Origin of the sequence: Anaerotignum sp. MSJ-24 (genome assembly GCF_018918145.1) — a bacterium.
Lineage (GTDB): Bacteria > Bacillota > Clostridia > Lachnospirales > Anaerotignaceae > Metalachnospira.
Genome location: NZ_JAHLPX010000007.1, coordinates 486,674 through 509,675 on the forward strand (window position 1 = coordinate 486,674; position 23,002 = coordinate 509,675).

22 protein-coding genes are annotated in these 23,002 nt (G+C 39.5%); 19 read left to right on the plus strand and 3 right to left on the minus strand.

The features are described from left to right. Position 1 precedes the first annotated feature (1 nt). From KQI66_RS08650 to KQI66_RS08730, 17 genes are all read left to right on the plus strand, one after another. On the plus strand, positions 2 to 1,036 hold the full coding sequence (locus KQI66_RS08650) for a cobalt-precorrin 5A hydrolase (RefSeq protein ID WP_216428608.1): 1,035 nt from the start codon (positions 2 to 4) through the stop codon (positions 1,034 to 1,036). Continuing rightward, positions 1,026 to 1,766 (plus strand): precorrin-3B C(17)-methyltransferase, encoded by a 741-nt coding sequence (gene cobJ, locus KQI66_RS08655; RefSeq protein ID WP_216428610.1) that lies wholly within the window; start codon positions 1,026 to 1,028, stop codon positions 1,764 to 1,766. The genes KQI66_RS08650 and cobJ overlap by 11 nt, the downstream gene beginning before the upstream one ends. After that, the gene (cobK, locus tag KQI66_RS08660; protein ID WP_216428612.1) at positions 1,763 to 3,778 is read left to right on the plus strand and encodes a precorrin-6A reductase; all 2,016 of its coding nucleotides are present in this window, start codon (positions 1,763 to 1,765) and stop codon (positions 3,776 to 3,778) included. Before cobJ ends, cobK begins: the two co-directional genes overlap by 4 nt. A 14-nt stretch (positions 3,779 to 3,792) precedes the next feature. Continuing rightward, positions 3,793 to 5,145: a cobyrinate a,c-diamide synthase gene (locus tag KQI66_RS08665; RefSeq protein WP_216428614.1), complete on the plus strand. Its 1,353-nt coding sequence runs from the start codon at positions 3,793 to 3,795 to the stop codon at positions 5,143 to 5,145. Further along, positions 5,138 to 6,205: a nicotinate-nucleotide--dimethylbenzimidazole phosphoribosyltransferase gene (gene cobT / locus KQI66_RS08670; RefSeq protein ID WP_216428616.1), complete on the plus strand. Its 1,068-nt coding sequence runs from the start codon at positions 5,138 to 5,140 to the stop codon at positions 6,203 to 6,205. Before KQI66_RS08665 ends, cobT begins: the two co-directional genes overlap by 8 nt. Before the next feature lie 8 nt (positions 6,206 to 6,213). Beyond that, the gene (locus KQI66_RS08675) at positions 6,214 to 6,765 is read left to right on the plus strand and encodes a bifunctional adenosylcobinamide kinase/adenosylcobinamide-phosphate guanylyltransferase (protein WP_216428618.1); all 552 of its coding nucleotides are present in this window, start codon (positions 6,214 to 6,216) and stop codon (positions 6,763 to 6,765) included. Continuing rightward, complete coding sequence (locus KQI66_RS08680) at positions 6,752 to 7,540, plus strand: adenosylcobinamide-GDP ribazoletransferase (protein WP_216428620.1); 789 nt, start codon at positions 6,752 to 6,754, stop codon at positions 7,538 to 7,540. The genes KQI66_RS08675 and KQI66_RS08680 overlap by 14 nt, the downstream gene beginning before the upstream one ends. A 12-nt stretch (positions 7,541 to 7,552) precedes the next feature. Then, complete coding sequence (locus KQI66_RS08685) at positions 7,553 to 7,924, plus strand: bifunctional adenosylcobinamide kinase/adenosylcobinamide-phosphate guanylyltransferase (protein ID WP_216428622.1); 372 nt, start codon at positions 7,553 to 7,555, stop codon at positions 7,922 to 7,924. Further along, on the plus strand, positions 7,924 to 8,487 hold the full coding sequence (locus KQI66_RS08690) for a histidine phosphatase family protein (RefSeq protein ID WP_216428624.1): 564 nt from the start codon (positions 7,924 to 7,926) through the stop codon (positions 8,485 to 8,487). The genes KQI66_RS08685 and KQI66_RS08690 overlap by 1 nt, the downstream gene beginning before the upstream one ends. After that, positions 8,463 to 9,440 (plus strand): adenosylcobinamide-phosphate synthase CbiB, encoded by a 978-nt coding sequence (cbiB, locus tag KQI66_RS08695; protein WP_253287712.1) that lies wholly within the window; start codon positions 8,463 to 8,465, stop codon positions 9,438 to 9,440. The genes KQI66_RS08690 and cbiB overlap by 25 nt, the downstream gene beginning before the upstream one ends. After that, entirely contained in the window at positions 9,437 to 10,489 is a 1,053-nt protein-coding gene (locus KQI66_RS08700; protein WP_216428627.1) for a pyridoxal phosphate-dependent aminotransferase, read from the plus strand. The genes cbiB and KQI66_RS08700 overlap by 4 nt, the downstream gene beginning before the upstream one ends. After that, entirely contained in the window at positions 10,489 to 11,952 is a 1,464-nt protein-coding gene (locus KQI66_RS08705; protein ID WP_216428628.1) for a cobyric acid synthase, read from the plus strand. Before KQI66_RS08700 ends, KQI66_RS08705 begins: the two co-directional genes overlap by 1 nt. 5 nt (positions 11,953 to 11,957) lie before the next feature. Next, a complete protein-coding gene (locus tag KQI66_RS08710) occupies positions 11,958 to 12,578 on the plus strand; it encodes a precorrin-8X methylmutase (protein WP_216428630.1) in 621 nt (206 codons plus the stop codon). Positions 12,579 to 12,918: 340 nt separating this feature from the next. Further along, positions 12,919 to 14,247 (plus strand): acetyl-CoA hydrolase/transferase family protein, encoded by a 1,329-nt coding sequence (locus KQI66_RS08715; protein ID WP_216428632.1) that lies wholly within the window; start codon positions 12,919 to 12,921, stop codon positions 14,245 to 14,247. A 248-nt stretch (positions 14,248 to 14,495) separates the two neighbouring features. Then, on the plus strand, positions 14,496 to 17,513 hold the full coding sequence (locus tag KQI66_RS08720) for an S-layer homology domain-containing protein (protein WP_216428634.1): 3,018 nt from the start codon (positions 14,496 to 14,498) through the stop codon (positions 17,511 to 17,513). A 1,086-nt stretch (positions 17,514 to 18,599) separates the two neighbouring features. Next, positions 18,600 to 19,289: a FadR/GntR family transcriptional regulator gene (locus KQI66_RS08725; RefSeq protein ID WP_216428636.1), complete on the plus strand. Its 690-nt coding sequence runs from the start codon at positions 18,600 to 18,602 to the stop codon at positions 19,287 to 19,289. 15 nt (positions 19,290 to 19,304) lie between these two features. Then, entirely contained in the window at positions 19,305 to 19,760 is a 456-nt protein-coding gene (locus KQI66_RS08730; protein ID WP_216428638.1) for a deoxycytidylate deaminase, read from the plus strand. Between the two features lie 34 nt (positions 19,761 to 19,794). On the opposite strand, the gene KQI66_RS08735 is transcribed toward KQI66_RS08730, so the two are convergent. Further along, positions 19,795 to 20,580, minus strand: a complete 786-nt coding sequence (locus KQI66_RS08735; RefSeq protein ID WP_216428641.1) for a carbon-nitrogen family hydrolase — start codon at positions 20,578 to 20,580, stop codon at positions 19,795 to 19,797. 97 nt (positions 20,581 to 20,677) lie between these two features. Between KQI66_RS08735 and KQI66_RS08740 the strand changes: the two genes are divergently transcribed. Continuing rightward, on the plus strand, positions 20,678 to 21,433 hold the full coding sequence (locus KQI66_RS08740; protein WP_216428643.1) for an exodeoxyribonuclease III: 756 nt from the start codon (positions 20,678 to 20,680) through the stop codon (positions 21,431 to 21,433). A gap of 53 nt (positions 21,434 to 21,486) precedes the next feature. On the opposite strand, the gene mscL is transcribed toward KQI66_RS08740, so the two are convergent. Both mscL and KQI66_RS08750 read right to left on the minus strand, forming a co-directional pair. After that, complete coding sequence (gene mscL / locus KQI66_RS08745; protein WP_216428646.1) at positions 21,487 to 21,930, minus strand: large conductance mechanosensitive channel protein MscL; 444 nt, start codon at positions 21,928 to 21,930, stop codon at positions 21,487 to 21,489. Between the two features lie 76 nt (positions 21,931 to 22,006). Further along, positions 22,007 to 22,342 (minus strand): hypothetical protein, encoded by a 336-nt coding sequence (locus KQI66_RS08750; RefSeq protein WP_216428648.1) that lies wholly within the window; start codon positions 22,340 to 22,342, stop codon positions 22,007 to 22,009. Between the two features lie 414 nt (positions 22,343 to 22,756). Here KQI66_RS08750 and KQI66_RS08755 point away from each other — a divergent pair, with 414 nt between their 5' ends. Continuing rightward, a complete protein-coding gene (locus KQI66_RS08755) occupies positions 22,757 to 22,996 on the plus strand; it encodes a (2Fe-2S) ferredoxin domain-containing protein (protein WP_216428650.1) in 240 nt (79 codons plus the stop codon). Positions 22,997 to 23,002: the final 6 nt, after the last annotated feature.

Here is a 23,002-nt window from a genome sequence, read left to right on the forward strand (position 1 = left end):
TATGAGGCTTTTTGCTGTTGCCTTTAGCAGAAGGGGCTATGAGCTTGCGTTGAAAATAAAAGAAAAAATGACAGAGCATGAATGCAGTGTTTTTGTTAAATGCTCGGCATTGGGTGAGCTGTCCGAAAAGAGAAAAATATCCGAATGTATGGCTGAATTGGTTTCGGAGGCAGACGGTATTATATTTGTGTCTTCCTGCGGAATTGCCGTAAGACTTATTGCACCGTATGTAAACGACAAAAGAACTGATTGTGCCGTTACGGTAGTTGATGAAAACGGACGCTTTGCGATTTCTCTCCTTTCGGGGCATATCGGCGGAGCAAATGAGCTTACCGAGGAGCTTGCGGAAAAAATATCTGCCGAGCCTGTCATAACGACGGCAACCGACGGCAGAGGCCTTTTTGCCGTTGATGTTTTCGCAGAAAAAAACGATATGTTTATTTCGGATATGAAGGCGGCAAAGAAAATTTCTGCGGCACTGCTTGAAGGCGAAAGAATAGGTGTTGTTTCTGATTATCCGGTAACGGGAGCTTTGCCGAAGGGACTTATTGATAAATGGGAAGCAGTACCGAAAAACGGTATTGTTATTTCGGATAAAAATAATACAGAAAATTTATTTGAAAATACATTAAAGCTTGTGCCGAGAACGATATACTGTGGCATAGGCTGTCGGAAAAACACTGGTTTTGCAGATATAGAGAATGCTGTTTTGTCGGCATTTAAAGAAATAGATTTGAATATAAAAGCACTTAAATGTGTTTCAAGCATAGATTTGAAGAAAAACGAAAGTGGCATAAATGAGCTTTGCGGAAAATATAAAATTCCGTTTTATACCTATACTGCCGAAGAACTTAAAGCGGTTGAAGGAGATTTTACTGAATCGGAATTTGTGCAGAGCATAACGGGAGTCGGCAGTGTATGTGAACGGAGTGCCGTACGCTGTTCCGACGGAGAGCTGATTATGCACAAAAAGGTTTATAACTCGGTAACGGTTGCACTTGCTGATAAGAAAAGAGGAATAGATTTTGAAAACTGATTTATATGTTGTAGGAATAGGCCCTGGAGGTATTGAAGGAATGACAATAGAAGCCTATAAGGTTTTGGAAAAATGCGATGTGCTTGCCGGATACACTACCTATGCGGAGCTTGTGAAGGACAGCTTTCCGAATAAGGAATGGATAGTAACACCGATGAGAAAGGAAAAGGAAAGATGTATTCTTGCCCTTGAGTCTGCCGAAAACGGAAAAACAACGGCAATGATATGCAGTGGTGATTCGGGAATATACGGCATGGCAGGACTTATTCTGGAGCTTTCAAAGGACTATTCCAATGTCAATGTAAGGGTGATAGCCGGAGTTACTGCGGCGGCATCGGGTGCGGCTGTTCTCGGAGCACCGCTTATGCACGATTTCTGCTGTATAAGCTTAAGCGACTGGCTCACACCTATGGAAAAGATAGAAAAAAGACTTCGTATGGCGGCTGAAGGCGATTTTGTTATATGCCTTTACAATCCTTCAAGCAGAGTAAGAAAGGATTATTTGAAACGTGCTTGTGAAATACTTCTTGAAACATTGGACGAAAATACTGCCTGCGGAGTTGTGCGTAATATAGGAAGAGAAGGCGAAATGTCCGAGCTTATGACCTTAGGTAGGCTTAAGGATTATGAGGCGGATATGTTCACAACAGTATTTATAGGAAACAAAACAACCGAGCTTGATGATGTAAGAAAAATTATGCTTACGAAAAGAGGCTATGATACAAAATGAAAATGGCTTTATTTGCGGGAACAACAGAAGGACGCCATATAGCAATGGTATGTGACGTTTACGGAATAAACTGTACTGTTTTTGTTGCAACGGCACAGGGCTGTGAAGGGCTGGAATGTCTGAGCAGTATTGAGCTGAGAGAAGGAAGACTTGACGAACAGGAGATAGAACAGGTATTAAAGAATGAAGGCTTCGAATATGTCTATGATGCAACGCACCCGTATGCAAGAGAGGTAACGGACAACGTAAGAACTGCCTGCGAAAGAATCGGCTGTGAATATATACGAGTTGTAAGGGAAAGCGTACCGATAGATGATGATGCGGTTGTAACCGAAAGCTTTGAAGAGGCTGTAAACATATTGAACAGTATGGAAGGCAATATTCTTGTTACGACAGGAAGCAAAAATGCCGCAGACTATACAAAGCTGAATGATTTTCAAAACAGGGTATATTTAAGGACACTTCCCGATGAACAGACGGTTGCCGCTTTATGCGAAATGGGATATGACCGAAGTCATATCATAACAGGAAAAGGGCCTTTCAGTGAGGCTGAAAACATAGACACAATAGAAAGAACCGAAAGCCGTATACTTGTTACCAAGGACAGCGGAAGAGCCGGCGGCCTTGCGGAAAAGCTTTCTGCGGCAAAAAAATGCGGCTGTAATGTAATAGTTGTAAGACGTCCGAAAGAGGAAGGCTTGAGCGAAAAAGCGGCAGTTGCCAAGCTTATAAGGGATAGCGGAGAAAACATGGATAACAGCGCCGAAAGCACCGAATTAAAGAAAATAGAGATAAAGGAAGAAAAGCCAAAGGAAAAGATATATATAATCGGTATCGGTATGGGCGATATAAGCCTTATTTCATCAAAGAAAGCCGAAATAATAAGAAACAGCGACCTTATAATAGGTGCGTCAAGAATGGTTGACGCCTGCAAGGAAAACGGACTTATCAGCGACAAAACAAAGGTATTCAAGCATTTCAATACCGATAAGATAGCCGAAGAGGCAGAAAAAAACGAAGGAAAAACTGTTATACTTATGTCCGGCGATACCGGATTTTATTCCGGAGCAAAAAAGCTTGCAGAAAGACTGGGTGAGCGTGTTGAAATAATGCCGGGAGTTTCGTCCTTGTCTTATATGTCGGCAAAGATAGGCATTTCGTGGGAGGATGTATATAATGTCAGTCTTCACGGAAGAAGTGCGAATATTGCCTTTGCCGTAAGAACACATAAAAAGACATTCGTGCTTACGGACGGCTCTGTGAACGACATACTTAAGCACCTTACCGAATACGGACTTGGTGCTGTCAAGGTATTTATAGGCTGTCGTTTGTCTTATCCCGATGAAAGAATAATAGAAACAACACCTGAAAGCTATGACGGAAACGATACGGATTCACTCCAGTCATTGTTTATAATTAATAATAATTATGAGAACCGAATGAGATATATTTCCGATGATGAGTTTATAAGAAACAATACGCCGATGACAAAGGCGTCTGTAAGAAATGCGGTTGTTTCCATGTTTGATGTAAGCGAAAACAGTATTATATATGATATCGGTGCAGGAACGGGAAGCGTTTCGGTAATGCTTTCAAGGCTTGTTCCCGAAGGAAAGGTATATGCTTTTGAATATAAGGAAAGGGCCTGTGAGGTCATAAGTGCCAACATAAAGAAATTTTCTGCCGACAATGTTTCGATTGTAAGAGGAAAAGCACCCGAAAGCATAAAAAACGCAATTAAAAACGATATTCCTTATCCGTCTGCGGTATTCATAGGCGGAAGCGAAGGAAAGCTTGCGGAAATAGCAGGCTGTTTTGAAAACAGTGGAATTAGGGTGGTAATTTCCTGTGCGACAACGGAAACCTTCGGACAGGCATTACAGCTTATTAATGACGGAGTAATTAAAGACAGTTCAATAATGCAGACAGCGGTGTCATCAGCCGAACCGCTCGGAAAATATCACATTATGAGAGCGGAAACACCTGTCTGGCTTGTTAAGGGAACATTATAATTTGGGAGGAACATATGCGGATTATGCTTGCCGGCACAAAAAGCGGAGCCGGAAAAACAACGATAGTTTGCGGACTTATTGAGCTTTTTAAAAGACGGTCACTGAATGTTTCGGCATTTAAAAGCGGACCGGATTATATTGATCCTATGTTCCACAGAGCCGTTCTCGGAATACCGACGGGAAATCTGGACGGCTTTCTGTCCGATAAAAAGTATATTGCAAACCAGACGTCAGAGGCAGAGAAAAACAGCGATATTCTTGTGATAGAAGGAGCAATGGGATATTTCGACGGCATAGGCTTTTCGGACAAAGCCTCATGTGCGGAAACGGCGGAAATAACAGATACTCCGGTGATACTTGTTGTTGATGCGGCCGCTTGTGGATATTCGGCAATGGCGATTGTGAACGGCTTTATAAATATGCCTAAGGGCGAAAATATTAAGGGAGTTATATTCAATAGAATGAGCTCCGTTCTGTATAAATCTGCGGTGGAAGAGGTTAAAAGGCTCGGTTTGATACCCTGCGGTTATATTCCTACGGACAAAAATTTATCTTTGGAAAGCCGTCATCTGGGGCTTATAACGCCGAACGAGCTTGAAAACATAAACAGCAAAATAAAATATATTGCCGATACTCTGGAGAAAACTCTGGATTTGGATTCTATAATAAAAATAGCAATGTCTGCACCGAAAAAAGATATAGAAAATGATGAAAATTATAAAAAATATGATGGTCTGCGTATCGGACTGACAAGCGATTGTGCTTTTTCATTTGTTTATGATGACCTCATAAGAGCCTTTGAAAAAATGAGAGTTGAGGTTATAAAATTTTCGCCGGTCAATGATAAAGGACTGCCGGAAAATTTGTCCGGACTTTATATATGCGGCGGCTATCCCGAAATTTATGCTGAGGAGCTTTCGGAAAATACTAATATGCTTGAGGCTGTACGCAATGCCTTTAATAACAAAATGCCGATCATTGCCGAATGCGGCGGATATATGTATATGAGCGAAGGCATAGCGGACATTGACGGAAAGGTTTGGAAAACAGTAGGTGCCGTAAAGGGAGTATGCTCAAGGCAGAAAAGACTTGTGCACTTCGGTTATGGCAGACTTAAGCTGAAAAATGACTGTCTTATAGGAAAAAAAGGCGAGGAGTTTCCGGTGCATTCCTTCCATTATTATGAAACGGACTGTATAGGCAACGGATTTAAGGTCACAAAGGTATCTAACGGAGATACATGGGAGGAAGGAACTCTGACCGATAGCTTTTACGGCGGTTTTCCGCATTTTTATATGCAGTCGAATGACAAAATGCTTGAAACATTTTTAGATAAATGCAGTGCTTGGAGAAAAAACAATGAATGAAGATCAGCTTTTAAAAACAGCCAAAGAAATACAAGCGGTAAGCTTGGCGGCTGAAAAAAGAGCAAAAAATAAATGGGACAACATAGGCAAGCCTATAGACGGGCTCGGACTTTTTGAGGACATGTTTATACGCATTGCCGGAATAAAGGACGATGAAAATTTCAGTCTTAAAAATAAATATATAGCTGTCATGTGCTCCGACAACGGGGTTGTTGCCGAAGGCGTTTCTCAGACAGACAGCAGTGTTACGGCTATCGTTGCCGGAAACATGGCAAAGGGAACATCAAGCGTATGCCTTATGTCGAGATGTTCCGGAACAAAGGTAATACCTTATGATGTGGGAATGTTAAAGGACGTAAACGGTGTGGAAAAACATAAGGCTGTTTACGGTACAGGCAATATATGTGCTGAAAACGCAATGAGCCGTTCCGATACGGTAAAGACGATAGCGGAAGGAATAAAAATAGCCGACAGACTTTATCGGAATGGCTGCGACATTGCCGGAATAGGTGAAATGGGTATCGGAAACACAACAACCTCTGCGGCTGTCTGTGCGGTGCTTGCCGATTGCAATGCGGAAACAGCAACAGGCCACGGTGCGGGAATTTCGGACGAAGGCTATTTAAGAAAAATAGATGCTGTTAAACGTGCCGTTGAGTTCCATAAGCCGGATAAAAACGACGTTATCGGTGTTCTTTCGTCTGTCGGAGGCGGTGATATTGCGGCACTTACCGGATTTATTATCGGATGTGCAAAAAATAAAATTCCTGTCGTTCTGGACGGAGTTATAACGATTGTTGCGGCTTTGGCGGCTGTCGGACTGAATCCGAATATAAAGGATTATGTAATTGCCTCACATAAGGGAAAGGAGCCTGCCTGCGGTCTTCTTCTGGATAAGCTTGGCTTAAAACCTGTTATATATGCGGATATGGCTCTCGGCGAAGGTACAGGTGCGGCAATGCTTATGTCGCTTATCAATAATGCCGATGCGGTTTATTCCAATAATATAACCTTTGAAAATATCAATGTCGGAAAATATACTGATTACGGCAATAAATAGGAGGACATATGTTTATTCTTGTTACAGGCGGAGCGTCAAGCGGAAAAAGTGCCTTTGCCGAAGGTCTGATTGAAAAAAGCGGAAAAAAGGAAAAAATATATATAGCCACTATGCGACCATATGATGACGAATGTATAAAAAGGATAGAACGGCACAGGCTTCTGCGGAAGGATAAGGGCTTTGAAACGGCGGAGATATACGGAAGAATTTCGGACGAAAAAATTTCCGATAATACGAAAAATACCGCAGTGATATTTGAATGTATGTCCAATTATCTCGGAAACAATATGTTTGATGAAAACGGAATGAAGAACAATATTGATTCTTTTGCCGAAGAGCTTGCGGAGGATATTTGCTTGCTTTCGGACAAAGCGGATTATGCGGTCGTTGTTACAAATGAGATATTTTCCGACGGAGAGGCTTACAGTGCCGAAACAATGAAATACATTGAAATACTCGGATATTTGAACAGAAGGCTTGCGGAAAAGGCCGACTGTGTTTATGAGGTTGTCTGCGGTATACCGGTTGTGCTTAAGGAGGATAAGCGTGAACGAAATTGAAGATAATAACAAAAATGCCAATATAAAAGATGTGTTAAGGTCAATGATTATGACATTTTCGATATACTCCAAAATTCCTATGCCGAATATAGAATGGAAGGAAGAAAACATGAAATATACCATGTGCTTTTTCCCTCTGGTTGGGCTTGTTCATGGATTGATATGGATTTTATGGTTTTTTGTTTCGCTTAAAATAACCGATTCGTCAATATTCAGAACTCTTACGCTTGCGGCACTTCCGTTTATACTTGACGGCGGAATACATCTGGACGGTTTTCTTGATGTGAACGATGCAATACATTCCTACGGTGAACCGCAGAGAAAGCTTGAGATTATGAAGGATTCGCATATAGGCGCTTTTGCGGTTATATATGGAATTATTTATATAATGCTCTGGACAGCCGTTGTTAGCCTTGTGAACAGGGAAAATGTATTTCTTTCGGGAGCCATGTTCTGCCTTGCAAGAGCCATGAGCGGAGTTACATTTGTTATGCTGAAGGGTGCAAAAAATGACGGAATGCAGCATACTGTTTCCGGTGCGGCCGATAACGGTGCGGTAATACTCAGCAGTCTGGCGTATGCTGTTCTGATAATTGCATATGTAATGGATCATGCCTTTATAAAAGGAATAATACTCGGAGCTGTTTGCGTAGGCTCGGCATTTATGTATAAAAGCTATACATATAAGAATTTCGGCGGAATTACAGGAGATACGGCAGGCTGGTATATGCAGCTGCTTATTGCGGTGCTTGTTGCCGTTGTATGTATATTTTAAACGGAGGACGTTATGAAGCTTTATATCGGAGGCTGTTTTCAGGGAAAACGAGAGGCCGTTATTAAAAACGAAAACATAAAAAATATTATAAACGCCGAAAATACGGATATGGAAGAAATGCTTTCAGCCGAAGGCATATACGGAATAGATGGATTTATAAGAAAAAATCTTGATGAGTCTTTAGTGAATGAGCTTGCCGACAGATTTATCAGTGAAAATAAAAATGTTGTAATAATAAACAATGAGGTCGGCTACGGAGTTGTTCCGATAGATAAAAACGAAAGACTTTTCAGAGAGTTGAACGGAAGATTCAATATACGCATTGCACAAAGCTCTGATGAGGTTTACAGGGTTGTCAGCGGAATATGTACGAGGATAAAATAATGCAGCTTATATTTATACGCCACGGAAAGACAGAAGGGAATTTAAGAAAAGCATATATCGGCGTTACCGATGAGCCGCTTTGCGAAAAGGGTATTGCCGAGCTGGACAGGACTTATCCGAAAGCGGATATTGTTATAACAAGCGGTATGTTAAGGTGCAGAATGACGGCAGACATTATTTATAAAAATGTACCGCATTATGAACTTTCGGGACTCAATGAATGTAATTTCGGAAAGTTTGAAGGAAAAAATCATTCGGATCTGGACGGAAACGAATATTATCAGAAATGGATAGATTCAATGGGCGAACTGCCTTTTCCCGGTGGCGAAAGCATGGCAGAGTTTAAAAAACGCAGTGTTTCCGAGTTCAGAAAAATAATGTTTTGGCTGGAAAATGAAAATGTAAATACAGCCGCTTTTGTCGTTCACGGAGGAACAATAATGTCGATTTTGTCTGAGCTTGGTGATGAAGGCAAAAGCTACTATGATTATATAACCGATAACGGAGAAGGCTTTGTTTGCAAATGGGAGGACGGAAAATGCCGGAATATAATGCGGTTATGATAAGAATAATAACAGTCATTGCGGCAGTTATACTGGATTGGATATTCGGCGATCCTTATTCCTTTCCACATCCGATAAGATATATAGGAAGTCTTATTTCTGTTCTGGATAAAAAAATAAGATTAAGTTGTGACGGCAATGCGAAAAAAGAGCGGAAAGGCGGCGTTCTTCTTGTTATATCGGTTATAGTGATAACAGAGGCGGTTGTCATATGTTGTCTTTGGATTTCGTACAGAATAAATATTGTGCTTTATATTTGTCTTGAAGCCTTATGGTGCTATCAGCTTATTGCCGCCGGAAGCCTTAAAAAAGAAAGCGGAAAGGTGTATACGGCATTGAAAAATAACGATACCGAAGGTGCAAGATCCGCAGTTTCCATGATTGTAGGACGAGATACTGAAAGACTGGACGAAGCAGGCATAACAAAGGCGGCAGTAGAAACCGTTGCCGAAAATACGTCGGACGGAGTTACGGCTCCGCTTATTTATATAATGCTTTTCGGTGCGGCCGGCGGCTTTTTTTATAAAGCGGTAAACACAATGGATTCAATGGTAGGCTATAAAAACGATGTGTACCGTTATTTCGGAACAGCGGCGGCAAAGCTCGATGATGTTTTGAACTTTATACCGTCAAGGTTTACGGCTCTGCTAATGATTCTGGCGGCATATATTGTCGGGCTTGACGGGAAAAATGCTTTTAAAATATGGAAAAGGGACAGGCTTAAGCATGCAAGCCCGAATTCGGCACAGACGGAGGCGGTATGTGCCGGAGCATTGAGAGTAAAGCTTGCAGGTGACGCATGGTATTTCGGGGTAAGGCACGAAAAGCCGTTTATCGGTGACGATTTGAGAAAAATTGAGCCTTACGATATTTGCCGTTCATGGCGGCTTATGTTCGGAAGTGAAATTCTGCTTGTTATTATATTTATAGCGATTGGAGTTATGTTTATATGAAATATAATCATGGTGGAGAAAAATACGATAAGCATATTGAGCTGGATTTTTCGGCAAATGTAAATCCATTCGGAATGCCGCCGGAGGTTGTTGATGTGCTTTCCGACAGAAAAAATATAAACGGTTTTGTTGATTATCCGGATTCATCCTGTCTGGCATTAAGACAGGCGATTGCCGAAAATAAAGGCATATCAGAGGAAAATGTTTTTTGCGGAAACGGTGCGTCGGATATTATTTATCGTCTGTGCTTTGCGGTTAAGCCGAAAAAGGCAGTACTTGCGGCACCTTGCTTTTCCGAATATGAAAAGTCGGTCAGAGCGTCCGGTGGAGAAATCAGCTTTTACGATACAAGCGAAGAAAATAATTTTTGTATACAATCGGATTTTGTAAGCTTTGTGGAAAAGGAAAAGCCGGATATAGTATTTATATGCTCGCCGTCAAATCCCGTCGGAGTTATGACAGAGGAAACTATATTAGAGAAAATCGCAGAGCTTGCTGAAAAAGACGGATTTATTTTTGTTGTTGACGAATGCTTTGGTGAGTTTGTAATCGATGAAAAGCACAGTATGCTCGAAACGGCGATGAAAAATAAAAATGTCATTGTGCTTGACGCATTTACAAAAATATATGGTATGGCAGGCTTAAGGCTCGGAATGATGTATTCCTCAAACGACTGGCTTATAGAAAAATGCTCGGAATGCGGTGGCTGTTGGAATGTATCCGCACCGGCACAGCTTGCCGGAGCTACGGCACTTAAATGCAGAAAATATGTCGAAAAAACCGTTGAATACATACATAACGAAAGAAAAGAGCTTGTTCGTAGGCTTTCGGAGATTGGCTTTAAGGTTTATGACGGATATGCAAACTATATTCTTTTCAGGGCCTATGATGGGCTTTATGAGGATATGCTCAAAAGAAATGTACTTATAAGACAATGCGGAAATTATCGTATGCTTGGAAACGAATATTATAGGATTGCGGTCAGAACAAAGGCTGAAAACGACAGGCTCATTGAGATATTTAAAGAGGTTATAAAGGAGAAAATGTAATGGCAAAGGCAATAATGATACAGGGAACAATGTCCAATGTCGGCAAAAGCTACGTTACTGCCGGACTTCTGCGTGTGTTTATGCAGGACGGACTTAAGGCGGCTCCTTTTAAATCACAGAATATGGCACTCAATTCTTTTGTAACCAACGAAGGTCTGGAAATGGGAAGAGCACAGGTTATGCAGGCAGAGGCGGCAGGCATAGAGCCGTCTGCGGACATGAATCCAATATTGCTTAAGCCTACAACCGATGTCGGCTCACAAGTTATTGTAAACGGAAAGGCAATAGGAAATATGCGTGCCGTTGATTATTTCAAGCATAAACAGAGCCTTGTTCCGCAGATAATGTCGGCATATAACAGGCTTGCGGAAAAGTATGATGTTATAGTCATAGAAGGTGCAGGCTCTCCGGCAGAAATTAATTTAAAGAAAAACGATATTGTGAATATGGGCATGGCACAAATGGCAAAGTCGCCGGTTCTTCTTGTGGGCGATATAGACAGAGGCGGAGTTTTTGCACAGCTCACAGGCACATATATGCTTTTGGAGGAAAATGAGAAGAAGTATATAAAGGGCTTTGTTATGAATAAATTCCGAGGCGATAAGATGATACTTGAGCCGGGAATAAAAATGCTTGAGGATATATGTCCTGTTCCGGTAACCGGAGTTCTGCCATACACACCGCTTGATATTGACGATGAGGACAGCCTTTCCGACAGGCTCGGAAAAAAGCAGACGGACGAAAAAAATATATTTATATGCGTAATAAAGCTACCGAGAATATCAAATTTTACGGATTTCAATATGCTGGATTCCGTTGACGGCTGTGAGGTAAGATATGTCGATAACGGTAAAGAGCTTTGGGACGCCGACTGTATAATAATTCCCGGAACGAAGAACACAATAGCCGATATGCAGTGGCTGAAGGAAAGAAAGCTTGACAGAATGATAAGGCTTATGAATAACGAAGGCTGTCCTGTTGTTGGAATATGCGGCGGTTTCCAGATGCTCGGCAGAAAAATAACCGACGATATGGGTGTAGAAGGCGAAATAAAAAATATAAACGGTCTTGGACTTATTGATGCCGAAACGGTAATGCAGAGCGAAAAGACCTGTATAAACGGAAGCAAAACGCTTGACGGAATAAGCGGATTGTTTTCGGTGCTTAACGGAAGTATGGCAAAGGGCTATGAAATTCATGCCGGAGTAACAAAAGTCGGTGACAAAGAGGTTATATGCAGCGGAAAAAACAATGTTTTCGGAACATATCTGCATGGACTTTTCGATAAAAAGGAATTTTTGAATAAATTCCTCACCGTACTTTCTGCGGAAACCGGCAAAAAAATATCGGCGGATTTTTCCTATGAAACAGTTAAGGAAAGAGAGTATGATAAGCTTGCCGATATGGTAAGAGAAAACATGGATATGCAGGCGGTTTACCGCATTCTTGGGAAAGGAATGTAATCAGTATGGAATATATCAAGCCAATGGATATAGAAAAAAGAAGCATGGAAATAATCGAATCTGAACTGCCGCACGATATTGCACAGGAAAATGCCGATGTAATAAAAAGAGTTATACACACAACGGCGGATTTTGATTATGCCGATAATCTTGTTTTTTCGGAGAATGCCGCAAAAATCGGTGAAAACGCACTAAAAAACGGTGCAGTTATCGTCACAGATACAAACATGGCAAAATCGGGAATAAACAAAGCGGCACTGTCAAAATGTGGCTGTGAGGCGGTATGCTTTATGGCGGATAAGGATGTGGCAGAGGAGGCAGTAAAAAGAGGCGTAACAAGAGCGGTAATAAGCATGGAAAAGGCATCGGAGATAAAGGGCGATGTTATATTTGCAATAGGCAATGCACCGACGGCACTTTTTGAGCTTAAGAGACTTATGGAGAGCGGAAAAATAAAGCCGACACTTATAATAGCTGTGCCGGTGGGCTTTGTGAACGTGGTAGAGGCGAAGGAAGAAATAATGCAGTGCGGATGTCCGTATGTTGTCGCAAGAGGAAGAAAGGGCGGAAGCACCGTTGCGGCAGCGATAGTCAATGCACTGCTGTACAGAACAACAAGAGCATAGACGGCACTCATAATAATGTATACAATGTTGTCATACAATATAAAAATTAAAATTTTTGTTAATTTATTAGGCATTTTGGTAGGACATTTTAAATTATATCCTTAAAAAATGCCTTTATTTATGGCATTTTTAATCTTAAATTAAATATTTTGTTGTTAATCTATAAACAATCAATGAGCGGATTGCACAAAGTATATGCAATATTTTTATGTTTTTGTATACATAGGTAAATTGTTTGCAAAAAAATACTGTACAAATGCTTTAAAATATGTTAAATATTAATTATAACGAATTTATGTATACAGTGGATTGAATACAATTTGAGGAAGGAGAAATTAGAATGGAATACAATATTGAACCCGGAAACAGATACCTCGGAATATATAAGGCTAAGCTTAGAACACCTGAAGAAATAGCCGAATACATTGAAAATGATTTTATCTGTGCATGTCCTACATGTATGGCTGAGCCTGCTGCCATCGTTCACGCAATAGGGGAGAGAGCGCGAAACAATGAAATAACAAATGTTCAGCACCACAGCCTTATTTCACCCGGCGGCGGAGATTATCTTGATCCGGAGCTTGCAGGAAAATATTATCACGTATCTTGGTTCACATCCGGTGCATCAAGACAAGGTGTGCAGGAAGGTCGTTTCGACTTTATGCCTGCTCATTATAGCGAGATACCTAAGATCTGGAGAGAATATATTCCAAGACTTGATGTATTCTATGCAACAGTTTCACCTATGGATAAACACGGTTTCTTCTCATTCGGTCTTGTTGCCGCTGAATCACTTGCACAGCTTGAAAGAGCAAAATATGTTTTCCTTGAAGTAAATGATCAGGTTCCCAGAGTTATGGGTACACATGTTGTACATATTTCACAGGTAACAGCATTATGTGAAAATTCATATCCTATGCCTACACTTCCCGAAATGCCGCTTTCAGAAAACAGCAAGAAGATGGGTACTATGATTGCCGAAATGATTCCCAACGGTGCAACAATCCAGTTTGGTATAGGTGAGGTTCCCAATGCAGTGGGTAAGCTTCTTCTTGAAAAGAAGGATCTCGGTATTCATACAGAAATGTTCACAGACAGTATGGTTGACCTTATCGAGGCCGGTGCTGTTACAAACATGAAAAAGAACATTGACATCGGTAAAACAGTTGCGGCTTTCTGCTGGGGCTCACAAAGAATGTATGACTTCATTGATGATAACCGTTCGATCGAGCTTCACGGAGTTGACTACGTAAACAGCCCTTATATAATCGGAAAACTTGATAACTTTGTTTCTATAAATGCCGGTCTTGAAATCGACTTACTCGGACAGGTTTGCTCAGAGTCAATCGGTTACAAGAATTACAGCGGTACAGGCGGACAGCTTGACTTCGTAAGAGGCTGCTCTATTTCTAAGGGTGGAAAGAGCTTTATCGCCATGAACTCAACAGCTAAGAATGGCACACTCTCAAAGATTAAGCCTATTCTTACACCCGGTGCAGCCGTAACAACAACAAAGAACGATATTGATAATGTAGTTACAGAATATGGTATTGCACGCCTTAAGGGCAAAACAGCAGGTCAGAGAGCAAAAGCCCTTATCGATATTGCACATCCTAAGTTCAGAGAAGAGCTTCTTTTCGAAGCAAGAAAGATGAACTTAATGGTTTAATGAGAAATTCATAAGTAAAAAGTTTCCTACCCATTTTCACTTTTAGCTTATAAATTTAATTTATTGGTTGTATGAAGCACCGTCTGCGTTTGCAGACGGTGCTTTCGTTTAGGTTAAATAAAATATTGAAGTCTATTTCTTAAATTTTACCTAATATTTTCGTAAGAAACGGTTATAAATGGTTATTTAAAGATTAATTTGCTATAATGATATTAACAACATATGGAGTTATGGAGGGAGGAAAACTTATGAAAAAGAATTTTTATAAAAAGGCAGCTTCCGTAGTTCTTTCGGTAGCAATGGTAACAGGCGGAACGGTAGTTCCTAATGTGGTTGCCTATGCAGACAATGGAACAGGCGGACAGTTAGCAAATGAAATATCTGCACTTTCATTTGGTGTAGATCAACCTGTTGCAGGCGGTGTTGTTCAGACTGCTGTTACAGGGGTTACAGAAGATAAGGATTATATAGCAAAAAGCTTATCATGGTCAGAAAATCCTGTTGGAAAATACGGTTATAACAAAGTATATACAGCAACAGTTGTTTTTGAGGCAAAGCAGGACAAAACATTTAAGGATACTGTTGAAGCAGGTGGCTGGACAAGAACGGTACTCAGTAAGGATAAAAAGACAGTAACATTTACACATACTTTTGAAGCGACTGCAAAAGCAAAAATTAAATCAGTCGGAGTTGTATCCGGCAAGGTACTTACTAAAGAATATGCTTCAGTTGATGACATTATTAAAGATCTTCAGCAGAAGGTCGATGTGGAAACAGAGGACGGAAAGAAAGAACTCAATTTGAAATGGTCTTGTTCGAATTATGATAAGACACCACAAAAAACAAATGTGTTTACATGGACAGCTGAAAACAGCGAGTTCGACGCAAACAGCAAAGTATTAACAGGTAAGGTTGATGTTATAAATGCAAAAGCAGCTAAGGAAGATGTAAAAATAACTGCTGTTGCTAAGGACGCCTATGTATATGAAGGAAAATCTATAAACCTTTCTGATTTGTTCACAGTTGATAAAACCGGTGTTACAGTTAGATATAATAAGGACGGAGGAACAGGTGAAGGCTCAATCGACGGTTCTGAGCTTACTGTTACTAAAGCCGGAACATTTAAAATAAAGGCAGAAGTTGAAGCTTCGGATAAGTTTAATGCTGCATCTGCAACAAATACTATTACGGTTAATAAGGGTACACAGAAGGTTGATACTCCTGAAGTAGCAAAAAAAGAAAAAACATCTGTCACTCTTAAAACTCAGAACGGAGTTAAATACGGATATTCTGAAAAGAACGATGTTACTAAAGCTACATGGCAGACATCACCTGAGTTTAATAAGCTTAAAGCCGGCGGAACATATTACTTCTTTGTTAAGGCTGAAGAAAATAAGCTTTATAATGAAGCAGTTTCATCAGCATTGGCAGTTACTCTTTCATCTGAAATCGGAAGTGTATCAATTAATGTTACTGCACCGTCAACAGGTCAGAAGCCTCAGAGAACAATTGAGTCTACAGATGGCTATACAGGAACAATCGAATGGAAGATAGGCTCAAGTAAATTTAGCGGTACTGCTTTTAAAGCAAAAACTGAATATACAGCAGTTGTTACACTTACACCTAAGACCGGTTATAGCTTTGCAGAATCTGTAAAGGCAGACGGTTGGGATAAGGCAGTCATATCAGGTGGCAAGCTTGTTCTTACAAAAAAATTTGCCGCAACAAAAGAAAGCGAAAAAACACCGGATGCTTCCATTGATTATGGCAAGGAAAGACTTACAGACCTTGTAAAGGGAAGTACATATATAATCGAAGGAAAAGAATATAAAACAGCATCAAACGGAACGACAATCAGTATTCCCGAGGCTTGGTTCGGAAAAACAATCAGCATAGTTAAGAAGGGAACAAATAAAACTGATGATAGCTATGCACAGATGCTTAAAATTCCGTCAAGACCGGATGCACCTACGAGAAAGCTTAAGGTAAAAGCAACAAAATCAAAAGTAGAAATAACAAATGCCGATGATTACAACAAATGTGAATTTTCGATGGACAAATCCGACTGGCAGAACAGTGGAACATTTAAGGGAACGTTTAAAAATGGAAAAACTTATACAGTATATGTAAGAGAAAAAGCTACATCAAAGAACTTTGCATCAAAGCCTGCATATAAGGAGTTTGAAATAGATAAGAGCTCAGAATACAATCTTTCGGGAGATAACAGAATAGATAGAGGCGAAAGCATAACATTCAGAGTAAGAAATGCTGATGAAGATGATTTTGAAAAGATCCTTATTGATGATGAAAAGCTTGCAAGTAAATACTACTCAGTAGACGAATCCGGAAGCTATGTAGTTGTTAAGGTTAAAGGCAGCTACACTGAGGATTTAAAGAAGGGCGATCATGATGTTGAAATAGTATTCGAAGATGGCTCGGCAGAAGGTACATTTAAGGTTGCAAGTTCGAGTTCAAGTGCAAAATACTATACAATCAAGGCGATAGCCGGTAAGGGTGGCTCAATTAGCCATGAAGGACCAAAAGAGGTTAAGAAGGGCAGTGACATCACTTACACAATCACACCTGACAGAGGCTATAAGATAAGTGATGTATATGTAAACGGCAGAAGTAAGGGAGATATTTCAAAATATACATTTAAAGATGTTGATTCCGATAATAAGATTGAGGCTGAATTCGTTAAGGAAAAGAAAGATGATATTCCTTTTACTGATGTTTATGAAACAGACTCATTCTATGATGCGGTAGTTGATGTATATAAGAAAGGACTTATGGCCGGTACAAGCGACACAACATTTAGTCCTAACTCAACACTTACAAGAGCAATGGTTGTTAAAACTCTCTACAATATCGAAGGCACGCCTAAGGTATACGGACGTTCAAGCTTTACAGATGTTCCGAGCAACGAATGGTACAGCGATGCGGTTGCATGGGCACAGAGCGTAGGTATTGCAAGCGGTATGACAAAAACAACCTTCAATCCTAACGGCTATGTAACAAAAGAACAGGCAGCTCAGTTCCTTTACACATATGCTAAGTTTAAAGGATATAATGTATCAGAAGTAAGCACACTTACAGGTTATGTTGATGCACCGACAGGCTGGTCAAGACCTGCGGTAAGCTGGGCGGTAGGCAGCGGAATTATGAAAGGCTATGGCAGTGGATATGCAATGTATCTTGCTCCTTCAACAAATGCTTTAAGATCAGATATTGCTATGATGCTTTCAAACTTTACAGATAAATATTGATATGCAAGTAAAATTAACGGCAGAGGTCATCAGACCTCTGCCGCTTTTGTATGCCGGAAATAAAGTTGGAACAGCTGATTAAAAAATATGGATAGTATATTTTACAGACATCAGACTACTATGAATGCAAAAAACCAAGAGGTCATATGACCTCCTGGTTTATATTTCATATTCCGTTGGGGTTGGAATGTAAGGTGAATTGTGAAAAAATATATAAAAATAAAGAATGATTTATAATTGCGTTTTAGTTTTAAATATATATTAAAGTGAGAATGCACCAACGACGATTGTTAAGATTGCAATAGCTGAAGTTATAAGTGCATAACCTGTTTTTGTAGCCTTCATAAAAATTACCTCCTCTAAATTATGTCCAAAATTAAAGTGAAAAAGCACCAACAACGATTGTTAAGATTGCAATAGCTGAAGTTATAAGTGCGTAACCTGTTTTTGTAGCTTTCATAATAACTGCCTCCTTAAAATGTCTGTATATCAATATAATCAAAGTGCTAAAGTACTTACAACAGCTGTTAATATAGCAATAGCTGATGAAATAAGTGCACGATCCATTTTAGTAGCTTTCATAATAACAGCCTCCTTTAAATAAAACCGAAATCAAAATCAAAGTGAAAAAGAACCAACAACGATTGTTAAGATTGCGATAGCTGAAGTGATAAGTGCATAACCTGTTTTAGTTGCTTTCATAATTATTACCTCCTATATGTTTAAGCTCTTCTTAGAGTGATAAAGAACCAAGTCCGATTGTGAAAATTGCCATTACTAATGTGATAAGAAAATAACCTGTTTTTGTAGCCTTCATAATAATTCCTCCTTAAATTTAGAACCTGAGTGATGTTTGTTTAACATCTGATGTCTAATTAACTTATGGCTATATAATACACATCTGATGTCTAAAAGTCAATACGTTTTTTGAAAAAAACTTTAATTTAAGCAACTTCATCAATTTATATAAATTGGTAGGACGTATTTTAAAAGGCTTTGTAAATATTTGAACATCAGATGTCAATATTAAAAAGTTGATTAGGCAATTCTTTTGTGATATAGTTAAAAAAGAATGGGGTGTTATATATGTTAGGAAAGGAAAAAAGTTTGCCGGAGGAAACGGCAAGGAAAATCAGTAACATGATTCTTAACGAAAAACGGTTTAAACCCGGTGACAGAATACCGAGCGAATATGAGCTTGCACATGAACTTGGGGTAAGCAGGCTAACTGTTCGAGAAGCGGTCAAAACTCTTATTGCAAACAATATTCTCTATATTAAAAGGGGTGTGGGCACTTTTGTTTCCAATGAGAATAAGGATTCTGTCAATCCATACGGTATATATTTTACGAAAAGCAAGAAGGAGCATATAAAGGATTCCTTTGAAACAAGACGTATTATTGAGCCGGAAATAGTTATGCTTGCGGCAGAAAGAGCAACGGAAGAGGATATAGCGGATATGCTCAAGTGTGCCGAAAATTGTAAAGAATGCCTTTTGAACGGCGGCTCTATTGATGATACAGACAGGGAATTTCATATTTCTCTTGCAAAGGCGTCGCATAATGCCATTTTGTATAGACTTATGACTACTGTGGATTATGAAATAGAGGATTCAAGACAGGCATTATATATAAAAGGAAATAAAAGCTTTGACGACGGTGTTCTTGTGGACCATTTTGAAGTGGTCAAATTCATAAAGGAAAGTGACGGTGTCGGAGCAAGCATTGTTATGCGCCATCACTTGAACAGAGCACTGGAATATTTGAAAAATAAGTGATTTTGGGGGATAAGTATGAGAGTAAGCTGGGATGAGTATTTTATGCAGATAGCCGATATTGTCAAAACAAGATCGACATGTATGCGAAGACAGGTAGGAGCGGTTATTGTTAAGGATAACAGAATTATAACAACCGGATATAACGGAGCACCTTCGGGATGCCGCCATTGTACGGAAATAGGAACCTGTTTCAGACAGGAGCATAATATTCCTTCGGGAGAACGCCACGAAATGTGCAGAGCGATACATGCGGAACAGAATGCAATTATACAGGCGGCAAGAATAGGCAATACAACAGAAGGAGCTACAATATATGTAACGGATTTTCCTTGTGTAATATGTGCAAAGCTTTGTATTAATGCCGGAATAAAGAGGATAGTTTATTCAAAAAGCTATCCGGACAAGCTTTCACTTGAAATGCTGAATGAAGCCGGAATAGAGCTTGTGGATTTTGAAAAAGAGAAAAAATAAAGTTTATGGGGCTTGTTAAAAAGCCCCATAATAATTACAAATACTTTTTGTATATATCCGGACGACGGTCGCTCTTCATAGCAAAGGCATGACGGTATTTGTCAACTTCGGCAATATCGAATTCGGTTATGATAAGAGCTTCGTCCTCTCTGATGTCGCTTATTATTCTTCCGTATGGACTGGCAACAAGAGAATGTCCGTTATATGTATATTTCATTTCACGGCCTGTTCTGTTTACACCGCATATGTAGCACTGGTTTTCAAGTGCTCTCGCTTTAAGCAGTGTTTCCCAATGTTCGGTTCTGACGTCCGGCCAGCAGGCGATTACTATTATAAGCTTGCTTTTCATAGATGCGGCCTGGAATATTTCCGGAAAACGTGTGTCATAGCAGACAAAAGTTGATGCGGTTACACCGTCAAGGTCGAACCATTCGATATGGTCGCCGCCGACAAAATATTTGTGCTCAACGCCATGTGAGAACGGGTGTATTTTTGCGTATTTGGAAACAATTTGTCCATGTCGGTTGCAGGTTATGGCGTAGTTGCGAGTTTTGCCGTCTGAACCGGTGAGTGCGATACCGAAGGTTATGTAAATATTGTTTTCTGCTGCCTGTTCACAGAAGAATTTAACTGTTTCCGAGTTTTCTTCTTTTTCGGCAATTATGTCTATATTCATGGAAAAGCCTGTGAGTGACATTTCGGGAAAGATAATTATGTCGCAGTTGTTTTTTTCGGCTTTTTTTATGAATTCCACTGCGGTGATCTTGTTTGCCTCTTTGTTTTCCCATATAATATCTAATTGTGCGAGTGCTGTTTTCATTAATGCTGACCTCCTGTTATGTCGTCATCAATGAGTATAGCACGATTATTGTTGTTTGAAAACTAATTTAAAATTTTAACTGAAAAGGTGATAGATTATGAAAATGATTTCTTGGAATGTAAACGGATTGAGAGCCTGTGTTACAAAGGGCTTTAAGGAATACTTTGAGAACGCCGATGCGGATATATTTTCCGTTCAGGAAACAAAGCTCCAGGAAGGACAGATTGATTTTGCTCCCGAAGGATATAACTGTTACTGGAATTATGCCGAAAGAAAGGGATATTCGGGTGTTGCCGTATTTACTAAAAAAGAGCCGCTTTCGGTTTCTTACGGACTTGGCATAGATGAGCATGATAAAGAAGGCAGAGTTATAACTCTTGAGTTTGATAATTTTTATCATGTTACGGTTTATACTCCGAATTCACAGAGTGAAAATGCAAGACTTGATTACAGAATGCAGTGGGACGATGCCTTCAGAAATTATATAAACGAGCTTAATAAAACAAAGCCGGTTGTAGTTACAGGTGACCTTAATGTGGCACATAACGAAATAGATTTGAAAAATCCGGCATCAAACAGAAAAAATCCCGGTTTTACCGATGAGGAAAGGGCAAAAATGACCGATCTTTTGGCGTCAGGCTATGTTGACTCATTCAGATACCTTTATCCCGATAAAACAGGTGCGTATTCATGGTGGAGCTATCGTTTTAATGCAAGAAAGAACAATGCAGGGTGGAGAATAGATTATTATATTGTTTCAGACAGTATAAAGGATAAAATAAAGGCTGCCGAAATTCATTCGGAAATTATGGGTTCGGACCACTGCCCGGTTGAACTGGACATAGAATTGTAAAAATAAACTCCGCTTGTCATTGAAATGCGATAGGCGGAGTTTTGCGTTCATATTTATTTAAGCTCTGATGTACAGTGAGGACATCTTGTTGCATCGATAGAGATTTCGCTCTTGCAGTAAGGACATACCTTTGTTGTAGGCGCTTCTTCGACAACGGGTGCAGGCTTTCTCATTTTGTTCATTGCCTTGATAACAAGGAAAAGCACAAATGCAACGATTATAAAGTTAATAACATAAGAAATGAACATACCGTAGTTAAGTGTTGCTGCTCCGGCTTCCTCTGCTGCTGCGGCTGTTGCATATTTGTTGCCGTCCAAAGCAACAAACCATGCCGAGTAATCAATGCCGCCTGTTATTGTGCTTACTACCGGCATAATTATATCCTTAACAAGGGAGTTAACTATGCTGGTGAAAGCAGAGCCGACAATTATGCCGACAGCCATGTCCATTACATTGCCTTTAACGGCGAATTCTTTAAATTCTGATATAAGTCCCATTAAAACAACTCCTTTAATATAATTCCATAAAGGATTATACCATGTTTTTTGTGTTATACACTAAAAAGTTGACATTTTAATTGCCTTTTTTCATTATTTCGAGCTGTTCCCTGTATTCGCTTGTATCATTCAGCCTTATGGCATTACTCATGTGATAAAGAGCAAGCTCATATGAACCCGGCGGCGTTAAGGCATAAAAAATATAATATGCGGCAAGAAAGCTTAAATGTGCCGCAAGAGCCGTATCTCCGCTTTTTTCATAAAATATAATCGAGATTTCCAGAACAAAGTATAGATTGAATTTGTTATATACATCTTCGGAAACATAAAAATTGTCAAGTATATTTGTTGCGAGCTGTTCGGCGGTCTGCTTATCAAGGATTGGGTTGGAAAAATCAATTAGGGTAGTCATTGTATCTCCTCATGTCTGTTAAAAATTTATTCTTTTTGTCTGAATTGTTTATTTTGTCATACAATTTTTGCGAAATATATATAATGTAGTGCAGAGAGTGAAAAAGCTTACTGTGGTATTTTATATACATTAACATTTCTGACATATTATACGACATGGTCATTTAATGAGCAATATCAGACATTATATGTAAAAACGGCGTAATATTAGAGTAATTAATATGTACAGTAATAAGAAAAAATAAACCGGTAATATTGGTTAAAATTATCGTCCTTGTATCTGTATTTATACTTGTTTAGGCTTTGACAATATAGACATATCTGCTATAATATAAACGAATAGGTATAGCCGTTTAAGCTGTGCCTGTATGGAAAAAATACAATTATTTAACATTATATAGAGGAGGTTTTTCTGATGAAAACTGTAAAAGTGTGCATTGGAAGTGCTTGTCATTTAAAAGGTTCTTATGAAATTATAAATATTCTTAAAAAAGCTATCGAAAGAGATGGTTTGAGCAATGATGTCAATGTAAAGGCATCATTCTGTCTTGGTAACTGCGAAGGTGCCGTTGCCGTTACTTATGATGATAACATGTATTCACTTCAGCCTGCCACAACAGAGGAATTTTATCACTCTGTAATCAAAGGAGAATAAATTACC

Bases quoted from the DNA above. Each gene is read 5' to 3' on its own strand.
- KQI66_RS08705 (WP_216428628.1), top strand. From the start codon at position 10,489: ATGGCAAAGGCAATAATGATACAGGGAACAATGTCCAATGTCGGCAAA.
- KQI66_RS08675 (WP_216428618.1), top strand. From the start codon at position 6,214: ATGTTTATTCTTGTTACAGGCGGAGCGTCAAGCGGAAAAAGTGCCTTT.
- KQI66_RS08720 (WP_216428634.1), top strand. From the start codon at position 14,496: ATGAAAAAGAATTTTTATAAAAAGGCAGCTTCCGTAGTTCTTTCGGTA.
- cbiB (WP_253287712.1), top strand. From the start codon at position 8,463: ATGCCGGAATATAATGCGGTTATGATAAGAATAATAACAGTCATTGCG.
- KQI66_RS08700 (WP_216428627.1), top strand. From the start codon at position 9,437: ATGAAATATAATCATGGTGGAGAAAAATACGATAAGCATATTGAGCTG.
- KQI66_RS08685 (WP_216428622.1), top strand. From the start codon at position 7,553: ATGAAGCTTTATATCGGAGGCTGTTTTCAGGGAAAACGAGAGGCCGTT.
- mscL (WP_216428646.1), bottom strand. From the start codon at position 21,930: ATGGGACTTATATCAGAATTTAAAGAATTCGCCGTTAAAGGCAATGTA.
- KQI66_RS08690 (WP_216428624.1), top strand. From the start codon at position 7,924: ATGCAGCTTATATTTATACGCCACGGAAAGACAGAAGGGAATTTAAGA.
- KQI66_RS08710 (WP_216428630.1), top strand. From the start codon at position 11,958: ATGGAATATATCAAGCCAATGGATATAGAAAAAAGAAGCATGGAAATA.
- KQI66_RS08650 (WP_216428608.1), top strand. From the start codon at position 2: ATGAGGCTTTTTGCTGTTGCCTTTAGCAGAAGGGGCTATGAGCTTGCG.
- KQI66_RS08750 (WP_216428648.1), bottom strand. From the start codon at position 22,342: ATGACTACCCTAATTGATTTTTCCAACCCAATCCTTGATAAGCAGACC.
- KQI66_RS08755 (WP_216428650.1), top strand. From the start codon at position 22,757: ATGAAAACTGTAAAAGTGTGCATTGGAAGTGCTTGTCATTTAAAAGGT.
- KQI66_RS08715 (WP_216428632.1), top strand. From the start codon at position 12,919: ATGGAATACAATATTGAACCCGGAAACAGATACCTCGGAATATATAAG.
- KQI66_RS08735 (WP_216428641.1), bottom strand. From the start codon at position 20,580: ATGAAAACAGCACTCGCACAATTAGATATTATATGGGAAAACAAAGAG.
- KQI66_RS08725 (WP_216428636.1), top strand. From the start codon at position 18,600: ATGTTAGGAAAGGAAAAAAGTTTGCCGGAGGAAACGGCAAGGAAAATC.
- KQI66_RS08730 (WP_216428638.1), top strand. From the start codon at position 19,305: ATGAGAGTAAGCTGGGATGAGTATTTTATGCAGATAGCCGATATTGTC.
- cobK (WP_216428612.1), top strand. From the start codon at position 1,763: ATGAAAATGGCTTTATTTGCGGGAACAACAGAAGGACGCCATATAGCA.
- cobT (WP_216428616.1), top strand. From the start codon at position 5,138: ATGAATGAAGATCAGCTTTTAAAAACAGCCAAAGAAATACAAGCGGTA.
- KQI66_RS08665 (WP_216428614.1), top strand. From the start codon at position 3,793: ATGCGGATTATGCTTGCCGGCACAAAAAGCGGAGCCGGAAAAACAACG.
- KQI66_RS08740 (WP_216428643.1), top strand. From the start codon at position 20,678: ATGAAAATGATTTCTTGGAATGTAAACGGATTGAGAGCCTGTGTTACA.